The following is a 15975-nucleotide window of genomic DNA, read 5'->3' as shown; positions in this document are numbered from 1 at the left end:
GAAGCTGCGCGCCATCCTGCGATCGTTCCAACAGAACGTATGGAACAAACCAATCGTATTTGTTGATTAATGGGTGGGGCGCCCGGTGGCGACAGGGATCGACACCGGGCGAGGCGGCACCGGGAAGGCTCAGCTTTGGCCGGGCGGGTTGTGCACCAGGACACCGTACCAGCCCAGGCCGCGATAGGTCTCGTAGCCCGGCGTCCGGGCGAAGCCGATCAGGCGGCCGTGGCGGTCCAGGTAATGGCCCATCGGCTGGCCCTGGGTCACCAGGTGGAAGCTTTCCGTCAGTTCACCCCGGCCGTCGCTGGCGGCGATGATGCGGCCGGCGGCGTCCAGCAGCAGGCAGCGGGTGTTGGCCCGTTCCGAGGTTTCCAGGCGGACACCGGTTACCACGGCGCGGGCCTGTGGTTCCCAATCGAAGAAGATGCCCAGCGCGCCCAGCACCTCGCCATCCTGGGCGCCGTCGCGGCGCACGGCGGTGGAATATGTGGCGACGGTACGGTTCTCCAGCACCGGGTTCGGGCGGACATCCTCCACCGCGAAGTCGCCGCCGTCGCGGGTGCGCAGGGCGTCGATGAACCAGGCTTCGTTGGAAACGTTGGTGCCGATGGCGTGGGGGAAGCGGTCGGGGCGGCCGGTGGCGATGACGCGGCCGCTGCGGTCGGCCACCCACAGGTCAAGATAGACGGTGTAGCTCTGCAGGATGACGTTCAGGCGCTCGCTGGCGTGGCGAAACGCCTCGTGCGAGGGGCTCTGCAGGCCGGCGACCACGGCGCTGTCCGTTGCCCACCACCGCACGTCGCATGACCGCTCATAGAGGTTGCGGTCGATGATGTCGATGCTGTTCAGCGCCAGGTCGGCCAGGCGCTGGCCCCGGAAGCGGGTCATCAGATCCTCGCCCACCGTGGTCATGCGATCGACCAGTTGGCCGATCTCGCTGCGCAGTTCACCCGCCACCACGCTGACGCGCTGGGAGATGGAGTTGACCTCGTTGGCCACCACGGCGAAGCCCCGTCCGGCGTCGCCGGCACGGCCGGCCTCGATCAGGGCGTTGAAGGCCAGCATCTTGGTGGTCCGGTTGATATCCTCGATCACCGAAACCTTCTGGCTGGCGACATCCAGAACGTTCTTCGTCAGGTCGATCAGGCTGTTGTCCATCGGCTCCCCACCTCTCTTGATTAGCTTTTGTGCGTCGCAGCAAAGAACGTCACGTTACTACGCTAACGCAAAAGACGTGCCGGGAGCCGAATGATGCACCGTGCCATTAATAAGTCGTTAAGAATCAAGGGGGATGGCCTGTTCATTCGTGGCAGGAACGCTGTCCTGTCCCTAACCGAAAGTGGAGGATTGGCCAAATAGCGGGCAAAGGGCTGCACAGTCGATGTGCAACCTATAGGCGGTATCCAAAAGTGGAATCGGTTTCGTCTTCCGCCGCCGCATAATCGTGGAATGCCGCACCCTATGTCATTGATGCAGCCGGCGCCACTTACTTTTTTGATGGAGTTTGCAGATTTGGGATGGGGTGGTTTTCGCCTGTAGGCGCATCGCTTGATTGTATGAATTATACAACCCAGGCGGTTGATCCGGTGGTGCCGGCCGTCACGCCGACGCCACCTCCCTCGGCGTGACGAATTCGGCCAGCCGACCGGTTCCCGCAGCGAGATCGGCCCATCGGTCCAGAGGGAATTCCAGTCGCGCCAGGGCGCCGGTCGGATATTTTTCCATGATGCGGGTGCGAAGATGGGTCCCTTCCGCCTGGGCCAGTTCCAGCGCCAGCTCCTCCAGGCCGGGATTGTGCCCGATCAGCAGGACGGTGGCGGTGGGGTCGGGCAGGGCGCGCAGCCGATCGGCCAGGGCGCGGGCCGGCGCCATATAAAAGACTCGGTCCACGCTCATGGGTGGCGTCTCGCGCCACAAGGGCAGCAGGCCCGCCAGCGTGGCCCGGGTACGGGCGGCGGTGGAACAGAGGATGAGGTCGGGCTGGGGTGTTCCACCCTTGCGGCGCCTGAAATAGTCGGCCATGGTCGTTAACGCGCGCTCCCCCCGCGGCGACAGGGGACGCTCATGATCAGGGACGCTGTCATCGTCCCAGGAGGATTTCATATGCCGGAGCAGGAACAGGGTCTTCACGCGACATCCCCCAGGATGGACCGGCTGCCCGAGCCCGCTGTGGAACCGGCGGCCCCGGAAAAGAAAAAAGGAACGGGTACGAAAACAACGAGATCGACAACGCGGGAACCAGAAACGGTAACGTTGGCGGCCTATGGTGATCGACCCGATACCCGTGCTGTTAATGAGGCGACCATGTCCACGGCGGTGGAAACCCCGATCCGCGAAGTTGAGCCCACCCCCATCGATATGACGTCGGCGGAACGCTTCATCAACCGCGAACTGTCGTGGCTGGCCTTCAATCAGCGCGTTTTGGAGGAAGCGTACAACGCCCAGCATCCGCTGCTGGAGCGGCTGCGTTTCCTGTCCATTTCGGCCAGCAACTTGGATGAATTCTACACGGTCCGCGTCGCGGCGCTGAAGGCGCAGGTGACGGCCGGTGTCGCTACCCCGTCGGACGACAACCTGACCCCGGCGCAGCAACTGGCCGCCATCAACGAGCGCGCCGCCGAGTTGATGCGCGAGCAGCAGGCCTGCTGGCTGATGATGCGCGCCGACCTGGCCAAGGCCGGCATCGCCGCGATCGACCCCGGCGAGCTGACCCCGTCGGAGACCGACTGGCTGGAAGCGAAGTTCCTGGACGATATCTTCCCGGTGTTGACGCCCATCGCTGTCGATCCGGCCCATCCTTTCCCGTTTATCGCCAATTCCGGCTTCTCGCTGGCGGTCCAGCTGTTCGATCCGGAACGCAACACGCATCTGGACGCCCTGGTGCTGCTGCCGGCGCAGCTGGACCGTTTCGTGCGCCTGCCGGGCAACGATGTGCGCTTCATCCTGCTGGAAGAGCTGGTGCTGCTGTTCATCGACCGGCTGTTCCCGCCCTTTACCCTGAAGGGGCACGGCTTCTTCCGCGTGCTGCGCGACAGCGACATTGAAATCGAGGAAGAGTCCGAAGACCTGGTCCGCACCTTCGAGACGGCGCTGAAGCGCCGCCGCCGCGGCAGTGTCATCCAGTTGTGCGTCAATGCCGGCATGTCGCGGGATCTGCGCGACTTTCTGGCGGGCCAGCTGCATGTGCCGACCGACGACGTATTCGTGCTGGACGGCCTGATCGGCCCGGCGGAGACCAAGCAGCTGATCATCGATGAGCGGCCGGACCTGCTGTTCCAGCCATACAACGCCCGCTTCCCGGAGCGTATCCGCGATTTCGGCGGCGACTGCTTCGCCGCCATCCGCCACAAGGACATCATCGTCCACCACCCGTTCGAGAGCTTCGACGTGGTGGTGCAGTTCCTGCGCCAGGCGGCGCAGGACCCGGCGGTGCTGGCCATCAAGCAGACGCTGTACCGCACCTCCAAGAACTCCCCCATCGTCGCCGCCTTGATCGAGGCGGCGGAGGCAGGCAAGAGCGTCACGGCCATGGTGGAGTTGAAGGCCCGCTTCGATGAAGAGGCCAACATCCGCTGGGCCCGCGACCTGGAACGGGCCGGCGTGCAGGTGGTGTACGGCTTCGTCGATCTGAAGACCCACGCCAAGGTGTCGCTGGTGGTGCGGCGGGAACAGAAGGGCCTGCGCTCCTACGTTCATTTCGGCACGGGCAATTACCACCCCATCACCGCCAAGATTTACACCGACCTCAGCTTCTTCACCTGCGACCCGGCGCTGGTGCACGACGCGGCCCACATGTTCAACTACATGACCGGCTACGCCACGCCCAAGGCGCTGGAGAAGATCGCCATCGCCCCCATCGGCCTGCGCGACCGGTTGGTCAGCCTGATCGACGCGGAAATCGCCCATGCCCGCGCCGGCCGCCCGGCGCAGATCTGGGTGAAGCTGAACTCTCTGGTCGATGCCCGCATCATCGACAAGCTGTACGAGGCGTCGCAGCAGGGTGTCAGCATCGACATGGTCATCCGCGGCATCTGCTGCCTGCGGCCGGGGGTGAAGGGCCTGTCGGAAAACATCCGGGTGAAGAGCATCGTCGGCCGTTTCCTGGAGCATGGCCGCGTGGTCTGCTTCGGCAACGGCGTGGGCTTGCCGCATCCTGGCGCCAAGGTCTTCATCTCCTCCGCCGACTGGATGCCGCGCAATCTGGACCGCCGCATCGAGACGCTGGTACCCATCGAGACGCCGTCCTGTCATCGCCAGGTGATGGACCAGATCATGGTCGCCAACCTGAAGGATGAGGCGCAAAGCTGGCGGCTGAGCCCCGATGGCGAGTATCATCGTATCGAAGCACCGCTGGGCGCCTTCAACGCCCACACCTTCTTCATGACCAACCCCAGCCTGTCGGGGCGGGGCAGCAGCGCGGTCACCGATCCCAAGGGGCCGGCCAAGCTGTTGCTGAAGGCGGCCGCCAAGGCCGCGAAGCGTGCCGACTGAATCGCCTGCCTTAGCCCGTACCGGATGCCATGCCCGTAAAGTTTGACCGACCCGCCCCTGAACGCCACGTTGGCGCCGACCGGTTGGCCGTCATCGACATCGGTTCCAACTCCATGCGGGTGGTGGTCTATGACCGCCTGGAACGCTCGCCCATCGCCATCTTCAATGAGAAGATCATGTGCGGATTGGGCCGGTCGGTGGAGAAGACCGGTAAACTGCACCCCGAGGGCGTGAAGCTGGCCTTGGCCAATCTGGCCCGTTTCCGCCGCCTGATCGAGGGCATGCAGGTGGGGCGGGTGGACATCCTGGCGACCGCCGCCGTGCGCGACGCCAAGGATGGACCGAAGTTCGTGGCGGAGGTGGAGGCGCTGACCGGCGTCCCCGTCACCGTCCTGGCGGGTGAGGAGGAGGCGCGGCTGTCCGCCATGGGTGTGCTGTCCGGTACCCCCGGCGCCGATGGCCTGATGGGCGACCTGGGCGGGGGCAGCCTGGAGTTGGTGACACTGGACAAGGGCCTCATCGGCCGCCAAGCGACCCTGCCGCTGGGGCCCCTGCGCCTGATCGAGGCGGTGGAGGGCAAGCCGGGATCGGCGGCCAAGCTGATCGATACCCAACTGGCCAAGCTGCCATGGGCCCTGGATGGCCGGGGACGGGACTTTCACCCCGTGGGCGGCGGCTGGCGCGCGCTGGCCAAGATGCACATGGAGCAGACGGGACACCCGCTGCACATCATTCATCACTACATCGTCGATGCCCGGGTTATGGCCGACTTCGCCGGCCTGGTGGGGCGGCAAAGCCGCGCCTCCCTGGAGAAGATGCCGGGCGTTTCCCGCCGCCGGCTGGAAACGCTGCCCATGGCGGCCCTGGTGATGGAGCGGGTGCTGCGCACCGTGCAGCCGTCCAGCGTCGTTTTCTCCGCCTACGGGCTCCGTGAGGGGTTCCTGTTCGACCAGCTGTCGGCCGAGGAGCGGCGGCGCGACCCCCTGATCGACAGCTGCACCCAGGTGGCGGAACGGTTGGGCCGGTTCGGCGAGGCCGCCACCCTGACGCAATGGACGGCCCCCCTGTTCGCCGGCGAGGATGAGGCGGCCGCACGCCTGCGCACCGCCGCCTGCCTGCTGTCCGACCTGGGGTGGTCGGAACATCCCGACTATCGCGCCGAGCACGCCTATCTGCGGGTGCTGCGCATGCCGTTCGCCGGCGCCGACCATGCCGAACGCGCTTTCCTGGCGCTGGCCTCCTTCGTGCGCTATGCCGGCACCATGGACGGCCAGCCCCTGGGCCTGACCCGCACCCTGCTGTCGGAGGCGCAGCTGAGCCGGGCCATGATCGTGGGCCTGGCGTTGCGCCTGGCCCATACGCTGACCGGCGGCGCCGCCACGCTGCTGCAGCGCACGGCCTTGCGGCTGACGCCGGACACCTTGACCCTGCTGTTGCCCCGCGACGCCGCCATGCTGGACGGTGACGCCGTGCAGCGCCGCCTGGACGGCCTGGCCAAGGTCCTGGGCCGCAAGGGCACGGTGGTGGTCCAGGGACCGGCCTTGGCGGAAGCGGGGGCCTAGGTCACGAGCGGGATGGGATCACGTGTTATCGCATCCCGCCCCAAGCGGCAGCCGGTGACGGGGCTTTCGGTTGGAATACCGGGCCCCGCCGCCATATAAGGTCAGTCCCCTTCATTCCCGCCCGGACAGCAGCCATGGCTCTCTTCCCTCGACTTGTCCTCGCGCTTGGTGTTCTGGTGGCGCTGGCGGCCGGCGATATGCCGGCCCGGGCCGACTTCCTTCCACCCGCGCGCCCGGGCGAGACCGATCCCATCATCCAGCAGGTCCTGAATTGCTGGAGCTATGGCCACCGGCCCAACGCGAAGGGCGCTGGCGTGGGGGTGGGCGGGCAGAACCTGGTATGCGCCCATGGCGAGGCCAAGACCACCGTGATGCGGGACACCATCGCCCGCATCACGTCGATCGATGCCCGGACGCTGGTGATCTGGTCGCAAGGGGGCGGCGATCCGCAGGCGGCGGCCGATCTGGCGCAGACCATCGTCGACCGGGGCATCACCGTCATCATCGACGGCCCCTGCGCCGGCCCCTGCGTGTGGTGGCTGGCGGCCGCGCCCAAGCGCCTGGTGACGCCGGAAGCGGTCTTCGACTTCAGCGCCGGCCCGGACGCGCCGCCGGCGGTGGTGGAGCGGGTGCGCCAAGCCACGGGCATAGACTTGACCGCCCTGCGCCAGACCGGCGGCCCGCGGCAACCCCGGGACGAGGCCGCCTTGCGCGCCCTGGGCCTGGGCGTCACCCAACTGCCCCCCATCGTCGCGGTGAAGCCGACGCCCACCTGACGCGCCGGCCTTTCCTCACGGCGGTCCGTCAGCCCCGGCGCCGAACAAATCCTCCCGCGCCTGTTCCAGCGCGTACCGCAGGGCGCCGCGCCTTTCCCTGTTGTCCGGATTCGCGATCAGCCGGTCGTAGATGCGGCTGATCAACTGGCCTTGTTCCGCCGGCACGGGGCGCAGCCCGTCATGGGTGTAGAGGGTTAGCACGCCGTCGATGATCTGACTCAGCAACTGGGCGTCCAAACCCGGCCGGTTGCCCGTCAGGCGCATGGTGCCGTGGCCGGTCAGCAGCCAGTCCACCGAGATGTCCAGCTCCAGCAAGCGGGCCAGGGTTTCGCCTTTGGGCAGCTTTCCCCGGCGTTCGTATCCCTGCCAGGTGTTCACACCCAGATCGAACCGGGCGGACATGCCTTTTTGGGTTTCGCCCAGGTGTTCGCGGACCTGGCGCAACCTGTCCTTCAGTCCCGTCATGGTGTCGCGCGCGGCCCTTCCAGGCGCGGACGGAGAGGGGGGGGAGTGGCGGCAAGAGAATGACGGGGGCACGAAATTTTGTGCTTCATCGGCACGAAAAAACGTGCCATGTTCAATCTCGCGTTCAGTCGGAACACTCCTTGACCACTCCTGATGTCACGGGGTCGCATATGGGCGCCGGTGTCCGGGGCGGCCATGGGAATGGCGTTCCAAGGCACCGTCGTTGTTGGGGATTAAGACGGTTGATGGGACAGGGGGCGTGCGGGTCGCGCCCCACCCACGGAAGACGCAGGCGGTCGTGACGGGCGCACCGGGGGTGCTGAAAAAAGGTCCCAAAACAGGCCGGTGATCCTCCTCGGGCCAAGCCACCATCCAAGTACGCGTAGCTTCTCCCCCGAGCGGTACATCCGTTCAGGTAAAAGTTTGATTAAGACCTGATAGAATAAAGCTCCCGGACCTGATCGCAACGCCCAATCTGCAGCAACACAGCGGGCCGGAGCCTTTGCCTATCGCGGTAGGACAGGGTTAATGCACAGGGCTGATTACCGGCTTTTTCCGCACCTGCGGTTGATATGCATTATCTATAGTGGGGATATCGATGGCGATGAAATAGCGGATCACATCGGGAAGATCATACAGGGCGGCGACGTCGGCCGGACTTGGAATTGCCTGGTTGATCTACGGTCGTTCATCGGCAACATCCACCATTCGTCTTTGGAGCGGATGTCCAAACTACTCAATGAAAAGCAAAAGTCGGGGACGTTGAAGCGATCTCCGGACAACGATGGCAGTCGGGTCGCTGTTGTAAGCTACAACGCCGGCCAGAAATTCTTGGTCAATTTGGCCCGCGTTTATATGCGGGACTATGATCTTCGGCATTTCTCCGATATGCGGCAAGGCTTTGCTTGGGCGTCCGGGCAAGATGCCCTGCCGCCGGAGATGAGATCCCTGGATTGGCATCTGGAGAGGGCGGGCGGCGGCATGCCGCCCAAACTCAGGACATAGGTGGGGACCATCCCGCACCGCGCTGGCCTGCACCGCCCTGGCCCGCGCCCCCATAGCCCGCACACGGCCCTGGCGCGGCCGGGGATAGGGGAATCGAAACGCCCCCGGAAGAAGACTTCCGGGGGCGGTCATTTGTGCACGGAACTATTTGGTGAGGCGCTTAAGCCCGGCGCTCCGCCAGGAAGGCGACTTCGCCACCCGGCGTGCCCTCGTAATCGGTCAGCGGGATGGGGTAGTCGCCAGTAAAGCAGGCATCGCAATACTGCGGGCCGCTGGCGTCGCGGCCGGCGTGGCCCAGCGCCTTGTACAGGCCGTCGTTGGAGATGAAGGCCAGGCTGTCGGAGCCGATATAGCGGTTCATCTCCTCGACCGACAGCTTATGGGCCAGCAGCTTTTCCTTTTCCGGCGTATCGATGCCGTAGAAGCAGGAATGCCGGGTGGGCGGGCTGGAGATGCGCATGTGCACCTCCTTGGCGCCGGCCGCCCGCATCATCTCCACGATCTTCACCGAGGTGGTGCCGCGCACGATGCTGTCATCCACCAGGATGACGCGCTTGCCCTGGATGTAGTGGCGGTTGGCGTTATGCTTCAGCTTCACGCCCAGATGGCGGATCTTGTCGGTCGGCTGGATGAAGGTGCGGCCGACATAGTGGTTGCGGATAATGCCCAGCTCGAACGGAATGCCGCTTTCCTCGGCATAGCCGATGGCCGCCGGCACGCCGCTGTCGGGCACAGGGATGATCACGTCGGCGTCCACATGGCTTTCCTGGGCCAAGTGCGCGCCGATGGCCTTACGCACCTTGTAGACGCTGGAGCCCTCGACCAGGCTGTCGGGCCGGGCGAAGTAGATGTATTCGAAGATGCAGAAGCGGCTCTTTTCCGGCTGGAAGGGGCGCAGGCTCTGCACCCCGGCGGCGGTCAGCACCACCATTTCACCCGGCTCGATATCGCGGACGAAGTCGGCGCCGATGATGTCCAGGGCGCAGGTCTCCGACGCCAGGACCGGCGCGTCGCCCAGCATGCCCAGCACCAGGGGGCGCACGCCGCGCGGGTCGCGCACGCCGATGATCTGGTCCTTGGCCATGGCGACCAGGGAATAGGCGCCCTCGACCTGGCGCAGGGCCTCGACCATGCGGTCGATGACGCTGCCGCCGCGGGCGGTCGCCATCAGATGGACGATGACCTCGGTATCGGTGGTGGACTGGAACAGGCAGCCGCGGCGCACCAACTGGCGGCGCAGCGTCATGGCGTTGGTCAGGTTGCCGTTGTGCGCCAGCCCGAAACCGCCGAACTCGAAATCCGCGAACAGCGGCTGCACGTTGCGCAGCGCGGTGTCGCCGGTGGTGGCGTAACGCACGTGGCCGATGGCGGCGTTGCCCTTCAGGGGGCGCATGACCGCCTCGGAGCTGAAGTTGTCGCCGACCTGGCCCAGCGCGCGGTGGACGGCGAAATGCTCCCCGTCAAAGGCGACGATGCCCGCCGATTCCTGGCCGCGATGCTGCAGGGCGTGCAGGCCCAGGGCCACCAGGGCGGCCGCGTCCGTGGCGCCCAGGATACCAAAGACGCCGCATTCCTCGCGCAACTTGTCGTCGTCGAAGGGGTTCGTGGTCAGCATGAGCGATCACCGGGCGCCTTTCGCGCGAGGTTGGTACGTTGCGGTCCGTTGTGAGGAACCCTTACTCCGGCTTCCTCTTGTCGACGGAATTCTCGATCAGCTGATCAAGGCCCGTGCGTTCGCGGTCGTTATAGCCCTGTTCACCCGGCTTGGCACCCGCGTTCACCGCAGGGGTGATCGCCGGGGTTTGAAGCCGTTCCAAGTCCTGCTTGGCGGCCAGGGCCCGCTCGGCTTCCATCCGCGCGGCGTCAATTCGTCCTTCACCCTCGTGCCGCAGGTCGGACGGCGCAAGGGTGCGCAACATGTCCGCCCCGGCCTCCAGCGCCGGCCGGGTGCGCGCGTCGCGCAGCCAGTCGGGCTTGTTGTCCGGCCAGATGTAGCCCATGAGCATGTAGCCCAGGCTGACCAGCACGGCGCCGCGCACCACCCCGAAGCCGAAGCCCAGCGACCGGTCGATGGCCGACAGGGCGCTGTCGCTGACCCGGCCCGCCAGAGTGTGGCAGATCATCTGCAACACCAGCAAGGCCGCCACGAACAGGGTGATGATGGCGACGCCGTCGGCAATCATCTGACGCTCGATATGGGCGCGTACGAAGGGTTTGACCAGGGGAAAGGCATACAGCGTGACCAGGGCAGCCCCGACCCAGGCGCCGATCGACAGCACCTCGCGCACGAAGCCGCGGGCGAAAGCCAGCAGGGCCGACAGCACGACGATGATGACGACGGCGATGTCCAGGGGGTTCAAACCGTTGATATCCATGATGCCTCAGCCCCGCCCACCGCCGGAGACGGCCTTGGGTGTGTTCTTGGGCGGCGCGCCTTTCTGCGCAGGGGCGGCCTGGAACAGGGGCAGCAGGTCCGACAGGTGGTGCAGCTCGATGCGGCGCATGCCGGCATCGCCGCCCGACCCCTTGCGCCGGGTGGGCACCAGCGCCGTGCCGAAGCCCAGCTTCGCCGCCTCCTTCAGCCGCGTCTCGCTCTGGCTCACCGCCCTGATCTCCCCCGACAACCCGATCTCTCCATAAACCACCGCGTCGGCCGGCACCGGCTCCCCCGTCAGGGAGGAGACCAGGGCCGCGGCCACCGCCAAATCCGCCGCCGGTTCCGTGACCTTCAGGCCGCCGGCGACGTTCAGATACACATCATTGGCGCCGATGGCGAGGCCGCAGCGTGCCTCCAGCACCGCCATCACCATGGCCAGGCGCGCCGTGTCCCAGCCCACCACCGCCCGGCGGGGCGTGCCCAGGGGCGACGGTGCCACCAGGGCCTGCACCTCCATCAGCACGGGGCGGGTGCCCTCCATGCCGGCGAAGACGGCGGTGCCGGTCACGTCGCCGCGCCGTTCCGCCAGGAAAATCTCCGACGGGTTGGCGACTTCGCGCAGCCCATCCTCCGCCATCTCGAACACGCCGATCTCGTCGGTGGCGCCGAAGCGGTTCTTCACCGCGCGCAGGATGCGGAACTGGTGCCCGCGCTCCCCCTCGAAATACAGCACCGTGTCCACCATGTGCTCCAGCACGCGCGGGCCGGCGATCTGGCCGTCCTTGGTGACATGGCCCACGATCAGCAGGGTGATGCCCCGGCGCTTGGCCACCCGGATCAGTTCCGAGGCCGAGGCCCGCACCTGGGCCACCGTGCCCGGCGCGCTGTCCAGCGTGTCCACATACATGGTCTGGATACTGTCGATGACCGCCACGCGCGGGCCGTCGGCCGCGTCCAGCGAGGCCACGATGTCGCGCACGTTGGTGGCGGCCGCCAGGTTCACCGGCGCCGCCGCCAGGCCCAGCCGCAGGGCGCGCATGCGCACCTGGTCCACCGCCTCTTCACCGGAGATATAGGCGCAGGACGTGCCCTGGGCCAGGCGGCAGATGACCTGCAGCAGCAGCGTGGACTTGCCGATGCCGGGGTCGCCGCCCACCAGCAGGGCCGAACCATGCACCAGGCCGCCGCCGCACACCCGGTCGAATTCCTGGATGTGGGTCATACGGCGCGGCGCCTGCTCCGACACGCCCGACAGATCCACGAATTCCAGCCGCCGGCCCTGCACCTTGTTGCCCAGGCCCTTGGGCGCCGCCTCGGGTGCGGCCTCCTCCACCAGGGTGTTCCAGGCGCCGCAACCCTCGCACCGGCCGCTCCACTTGGGGTGGGCGGTGCCGCAGCTTTGGCAGACGTAGCGGTTGGAATTTCGGGCCACGGGAAAGGGTTCCTGACGGGGTGTTCTGGTGGTCGCCATCATAACAGCTTGGGTCACCGAACCGCCACCCCGGCGCCGGGTATACAGCCACTAGATTTAGGGGGTAGGGGCGTGCGAGACGCACGACAGGATGGTGTGGGCGGCCATGCCGTGATGCCGCCGCGAATTGACAGCGCGCGGCCTGGCGCCCACAGTTGCGACCGTCCGTTTCCTGTCTGGATGTACCGCCTTGAGGCCCTTCGCCACGCTTCTCCGCTCCGCCCTGCTGGTTTCGTCCGTACTGGTCCCGCTCATGGCGGCGGCGCAGGAGGCGCGGCCGGCGCCCGAGGCGGTGGTGATCTATCGCGGCGCCACCCTGATCGACGGCACGGGCACGGCACCGCGCGCCGACATGGCGGTAGTGACCAAAGGCCAGGACATCGCCCTGGTGGTGCCCGCGGGCCAGGTGCCGGCCGAGCTGGCCCGGGGCGCCACGGTGGTGGATGCCAGCGGCCTCTATGTCCTGCCCGGCCTGATCGACACCCATGTGCATCTCGCCACCGTGCCCAACCGCAAGGTTGAGGAGGCGCTGCTGCGCCGGGCGGTCTACGGCGGTGTCACGGCGGAGCGCGACATGGCCGGCGACACCCGCGCGCTGGCCGACCTGGCGCGATCGGCCCTGCTGGGCGAAATACCAGCGCCGGATATCTATTACGCCGCTCTGATGGCCGGCCTCAGCTTCTTCAAGGACCCGCGCACGGCGGCGTCGGCCAAGGGGGCAACGCCGGGGGAGGTGCCGTGGATGCAGGCCATCACCCCGGCCACGGACCTGAAGGTGGCGGTGGCCTTGGCGCGCGGCACCGGCGCCAGCGCCATCAAGATTTACGCCAACCTGCCGGCCGACTTGGTGGCCGGGATCACGCGTGAGGCGCACGCCCAGGGCTTCCGCGTCTGGGCCCATGCCATGGTCTTCCCGGCCACCCCGGCGGAGGAGATCGAGGCCGGGGTGGACGTGCTGTCCCACGCCTGCATGCTGGCCTACCAGGCCTTGCCGGTGAAGCCGACGCAGTACCATGACCGCGCGCCCGTGGACCCGGCCCGTATCGGCAATCCCGACCCCCTTCTGGCCGGGCTGTTTGACGGCATGAAGCACCACGGCCAGGTGCTGGACGCCACCGTGCGCGTCTATGCCGAGGGCGACAAGCGCTGGGCCGGCAAGCCCAACCCGCCCGGGTCCTATTGCCCCGGCGATCTGGCGGCCCGCATCACTGCCCAGGCCCATGCCGCCGGCGTGGCCGTTTCCGCCGGCACGGACGGCGAGACGCCCGCCGCCGATGCCTATCCCGCCCTGCATGAGGAACTGGAACTGCTGGTCCGCCAGGCCGGCTTCACGCCCCTGGCCGCCATCCAGGCCGGCACGCAGATGGGGGCCCGCGCCCTGAACCTGGAGTCGCGCATGGGCACGGTGGCGGCGGGCAAGCTGGCCAATCTGGTGTTCGTCGCCAAGGACCCGACCCAGGATATCGCCAACCTGCGCAGCGTCGTCTACACGGTGAAGCGCGGCCGCCGGTACAACCGTACGGACTTCCGGCCCATCGCTCCGGATGAAGCCGGCGATGTCGACTGAACAAGTGATTCCGGGAAAGGTCGGTGTGGGGCGTTGTCCAGTATTGGCGCCGTCCGTCTGCTACCTATGTAGCTAAGCTGGTTACGTTTTTGAAATTGTGACCGGTAAAATGATCATGCCGGTAAAGTTTCGGCTGTGTTACCCCTTCCGCCGTCCTCGTTTCCGGTGGCAGTGCGGAAATGTATAAAATACAGCATAAATTGAATCCTTCATCCAGGGTCATCTGTGTTCTGATCATGGACGATGTCGGCGGGGAAACCATTGCCGATTACATTGAGGAAATCCTGGCCTGGAATATGGACGTCGCCACGTGGAACAGCGTGACCGACCTGCGGCTGCATGTCGGCAACGTTTCGCCGGACGCCATCCGCCGCATGGGCGCCATAATGGGTGAGGCCATGCGCGGCCGTGCCGGCGGCCGGGCGGCCGTGGTCAGCCACAACGCCGGCCTGCGCTTCCTCCTGAACCTGGCCCGCCTGTTCATCCCCGGGCATGAGCTGCGTGCCTTCAGCGACATGGCCACCGCCTATGCCTGGGCGGCAGGGCAAAAGGTGGACCTGCCGGCGGAAATGGCCACGGCCGGCTGGGGAAGGGTCGCGGCTTAACGCCGGTTCCCTCAAGCGCCGGGCGGGCGCATCCGCGCCCTATATCAACAAAACAACATGGATTGAGTGCCGGCCCTTATCCCAGCTTCACCTGCATTTGGATCGGGCCCTCGGCCCGGCCATGGATGAATTGGTCGACGTAAGCGTTGCCGCTGTCGTCGATGGCGCTGGTGGGGCCCTGCCAGATCAGCTTGCCCTGGTACAGCATGCCGATGCGGTCGGAAATCTTGCGGGCGCTGGCCATGTCGTGGGTGATGGTCAGGGCGGTGGCGCCCAGGTCGCGCACGCACTTCACGATCAGGTCGTTGATGACGTCGGCCATGATGGGGTCCAGGCCCGTCGTCGGTTCGTCGAAGAAGATGATCTCGGGGGTGGTGGCGATGGCACGGGCCAGGCTTACGCGCTTTTGCATGCCGCCCGACAGCTCCGCCGGCGACAGGTTGGCGACATCGGGGCCCAGGCCCACGGCGGCCAACTTCTCGATGGCGATGTCGCGCGCCTGGGACCGCTTCATGCCCTGGCCCTGGATCAGGCCGAAAGCCACGTTCTGCCAGACGGGCAGGCTGTCGAACAGGGCACCGCCCTGGAACAGCATGCCGAACTTGGTCATCACCCGGTCGCGGGCACGGCCGTCGATATGGGTCGTCTCCTCCCCATCGACCTTGATGGTGCCGGCGTCGGGCCGCAGCAGGCCCAGGATGGATTTCAGCATCACCGACTTGCCGGTGCCCGAACCGCCGATGATGACGAAGGACTCACCCTTGGCGACGCTGAGGTCGACGCCATCCAGCACCTTCTTCGGGCCGAAGGCCTTCTTGACGCCGATGAGTTCAATCTTGGGGGTGTCAGAGTGGGGGGATACCGTGCTCATGAGAAGAACAGCCCCGTCAGCAGATAGTTGATCATCAGGATCATGATGGAGGCGGAGACGACGGCGTGCGTGGTGGCCGCCCCCACGCCCTGGGCGCCGCCCTTGGAATGGTAGCCGTTGTAGCAGCCCATCAGCGCGATGATGAAACCAAAGGCCGCCGCCTTTACCAGGCCGGAGACGACGTCGATGGTCTGCAGGTACTGCGCCGTGCTGGTCAGGTAGGCCGACGGGTTGAAGCCCAGGCGGTAGATGCTGACGACATAGCCGCCGAAGACGCCGATGATGTCGGCCACCAGCACCAGGCAGGGCAGCATCAGCGTGCCCGCAAGAAGGCGGGGCGCCACCAGGTATTTGAACGGGTTGGTGGACAGGGTGGTCAGGGCATCGACCTGTTCCGTCACCCGCATGGTGCCGATCTCGGCCGCCATGGCGGCGCCCACGCGGCCCGCCACCATCAGGCCCGCCATGACGGGCCCCAACTCCCGCGTGATGGACAGCACCACCACGGTGGCGATGGCGCTGGAGGCGTTGAAGCGGGCGAAGCCGGTATAGCTTTGCAGCGCCAGCACCATGCCGGTGAATAGGGCCGTCAGCCCCACCACGGGCAGGCTGTTGTAGCCGATCTCCCGCATCTGCTGGACCAGCAGGCGGGGATAGAAGGGGGGACGGACGCAGTGCGACAGGCCGCGCGCCGTGAACAGGGCCAGTCGCCCGGTGGCGGCCAGGAACACCAGGGTGGCCCGGCCGATCCCGCTCAAGAACCCCATCCGCTCCGCTCCTCA

Annotated in this window: 14 protein-coding genes; 6 read left to right on the top strand and 8 right to left on the bottom strand. The window is 66.6% G+C overall.

Features of this window, described 5'->3' with window-relative positions; translation table 11 throughout:
• Positions 1-129: 129 nt before the first annotated feature.
• Positions 130-1161, bottom strand: a complete 1032-nt coding sequence (locus tag FBZ89_RS03810; RefSeq protein WP_186457181.1) for a methyl-accepting chemotaxis protein — start codon at positions 1159-1161, stop codon at positions 130-132.
• Between the two features lie 441 nt (positions 1162-1602).
• Positions 1603-2133 carry a SixA phosphatase family protein gene (locus tag FBZ89_RS03805; protein WP_145748699.1) on the bottom strand — a complete coding sequence of 177 codons (531 nt, stop codon included), beginning with the start codon at positions 2131-2133 and terminating at the stop codon, positions 1603-1605.
• Between the two features lie 174 nt (positions 2134-2307).
• Here FBZ89_RS03805 and FBZ89_RS03800 point away from each other — a divergent pair, with 174 nt between their 5' ends.
• The 3 genes from FBZ89_RS03800 to FBZ89_RS03790 all read left to right on the top strand — a co-directional run bounded on the left by FBZ89_RS03800 (position 2308) and on the right by FBZ89_RS03790 (position 6832).
• Positions 2308-4494 (top strand): RNA degradosome polyphosphate kinase, encoded by a 2187-nt coding sequence (locus FBZ89_RS03800; protein WP_186457180.1) that lies wholly within the window; start codon positions 2308-2310, stop codon positions 4492-4494.
• A 29-nt stretch (positions 4495-4523) separates the two neighbouring features.
• Positions 4524-6056 (top strand): Ppx/GppA family phosphatase, encoded by a 1533-nt coding sequence (locus FBZ89_RS03795; protein ID WP_145748698.1) that lies wholly within the window; start codon positions 4524-4526, stop codon positions 6054-6056.
• Positions 6057-6190: 134 nt separating this feature from the next.
• Positions 6191-6832, top strand: coding sequence for a hypothetical protein (locus tag FBZ89_RS03790; RefSeq protein ID WP_145748697.1), 642 nt, complete (start codon positions 6191-6193; stop codon positions 6830-6832).
• Between the two features lie 15 nt (positions 6833-6847).
• Here FBZ89_RS03790 and FBZ89_RS03785 read toward each other — a convergent pair whose 3' ends face one another.
• Positions 6848-7297, bottom strand: coding sequence for a helix-turn-helix domain-containing protein (locus FBZ89_RS03785; RefSeq protein WP_145748696.1), 450 nt, complete (start codon positions 7295-7297; stop codon positions 6848-6850).
• Between the two features lie 528 nt (positions 7298-7825).
• On the opposite strand from FBZ89_RS03785, the gene FBZ89_RS03780 reads away from it, so the two are divergent.
• The gene (locus tag FBZ89_RS03780; RefSeq protein ID WP_145748695.1) at positions 7826-8302 is read left to right on the top strand and encodes a hypothetical protein; all 477 of its coding nucleotides are present in this window, start codon (positions 7826-7828) and stop codon (positions 8300-8302) included.
• Between the two features lie 160 nt (positions 8303-8462).
• Here FBZ89_RS03780 and purF read toward each other — a convergent pair whose 3' ends face one another.
• The 3 genes from purF to radA form a co-directional block, all read right to left on the bottom strand.
• The gene (gene purF / locus FBZ89_RS03775; protein WP_004274437.1) at positions 8463-9917 is read right to left on the bottom strand and encodes an amidophosphoribosyltransferase; all 1455 of its coding nucleotides are present in this window, start codon (positions 9915-9917) and stop codon (positions 8463-8465) included.
• 61 nt (positions 9918-9978) lie between these two features.
• Entirely contained in the window at positions 9979-10677 is a 699-nt protein-coding gene (locus FBZ89_RS03770; protein ID WP_145748694.1) for a CvpA family protein, read from the bottom strand.
• Between the two features lie 6 nt (positions 10678-10683).
• Positions 10684-12111 (bottom strand): DNA repair protein RadA, encoded by a 1428-nt coding sequence (gene radA / locus FBZ89_RS03765; RefSeq protein WP_145748693.1) that lies wholly within the window; start codon positions 12109-12111, stop codon positions 10684-10686.
• A 229-nt stretch (positions 12112-12340) separates the two neighbouring features.
• On the opposite strand from radA, the gene FBZ89_RS03760 reads away from it, so the two are divergent.
• Entirely contained in the window at positions 12341-13717 is a 1377-nt protein-coding gene (locus FBZ89_RS03760; protein WP_246172022.1) for an amidohydrolase family protein, read from the top strand.
• Positions 13718-13953: 236 nt separating this feature from the next.
• Positions 13954-14322: a hypothetical protein gene (locus tag FBZ89_RS03755; protein ID WP_145748691.1), complete on the top strand. Its 369-nt coding sequence runs from the start codon at positions 13954-13956 to the stop codon at positions 14320-14322.
• Positions 14323-14398: 76 nt separating this feature from the next.
• On the opposite strand, the gene FBZ89_RS03750 is transcribed toward FBZ89_RS03755, so the two are convergent.
• The gene (locus tag FBZ89_RS03750) at positions 14399-15193 is read right to left on the bottom strand and encodes an ABC transporter ATP-binding protein (protein ID WP_145748690.1); all 795 of its coding nucleotides are present in this window, start codon (positions 15191-15193) and stop codon (positions 14399-14401) included.
• Complete coding sequence (locus FBZ89_RS03745; RefSeq protein ID WP_145610143.1) at positions 15190-15960, bottom strand: MlaE family ABC transporter permease; 771 nt, start codon at positions 15958-15960, stop codon at positions 15190-15192. Before FBZ89_RS03745 ends, FBZ89_RS03750 begins: the two co-directional genes overlap by 4 nt.
• Positions 15961-15975: the final 15 nt, after the last annotated feature.

The sequence above is a fragment of the Nitrospirillum amazonense genome (genome assembly GCF_007828045.1).
GTDB classification, from domain to species: domain Bacteria; phylum Pseudomonadota; class Alphaproteobacteria; order Azospirillales; family Azospirillaceae; genus Nitrospirillum; species Nitrospirillum amazonense_C.
The sequence above is the reverse complement of the archived record's forward strand: the minus strand, read 5'-3'. Positions and strand labels throughout refer to the sequence as shown.

Excerpts from the sequence above, each read along its gene's own strand:
- FBZ89_RS03810 (WP_186457181.1), bottom strand. The coding sequence starts at position 1,161 with ATGGACAACAGCCTGATCGACCTGACGAAGAACGTTCTGGATGTCGCC.
- FBZ89_RS03800 (WP_186457180.1), top strand. The coding sequence starts at position 2,308 with ATGTCCACGGCGGTGGAAACCCCGATCCGCGAAGTTGAGCCCACCCCC.
- FBZ89_RS03795 (WP_145748698.1), top strand. The coding sequence starts at position 4,524 with ATGCCCGTAAAGTTTGACCGACCCGCCCCTGAACGCCACGTTGGCGCC.
- FBZ89_RS03790 (WP_145748697.1), top strand. The coding sequence starts at position 6,191 with ATGGCTCTCTTCCCTCGACTTGTCCTCGCGCTTGGTGTTCTGGTGGCG.
- FBZ89_RS03785 (WP_145748696.1), bottom strand. The coding sequence starts at position 7,297 with ATGACGGGACTGAAGGACAGGTTGCGCCAGGTCCGCGAACACCTGGGC.
- FBZ89_RS03780 (WP_145748695.1), top strand. The coding sequence starts at position 7,826 with ATGCACAGGGCTGATTACCGGCTTTTTCCGCACCTGCGGTTGATATGC.
- purF (WP_004274437.1), bottom strand. The coding sequence starts at position 9,917 with ATGCTGACCACGAACCCCTTCGACGACGACAAGTTGCGCGAGGAATGC.
- FBZ89_RS03770 (WP_145748694.1), bottom strand. The coding sequence starts at position 10,677 with ATGGATATCAACGGTTTGAACCCCCTGGACATCGCCGTCGTCATCATC.
- FBZ89_RS03755 (WP_145748691.1), top strand. The coding sequence starts at position 13,954 with ATGGACGATGTCGGCGGGGAAACCATTGCCGATTACATTGAGGAAATC.
- FBZ89_RS03750 (WP_145748690.1), bottom strand. The coding sequence starts at position 15,193 with ATGAGCACGGTATCCCCCCACTCTGACACCCCCAAGATTGAACTCATC.
- FBZ89_RS03745 (WP_145610143.1), bottom strand. The coding sequence starts at position 15,960 with ATGGGGTTCTTGAGCGGGATCGGCCGGGCCACCCTGGTGTTCCTGGCC.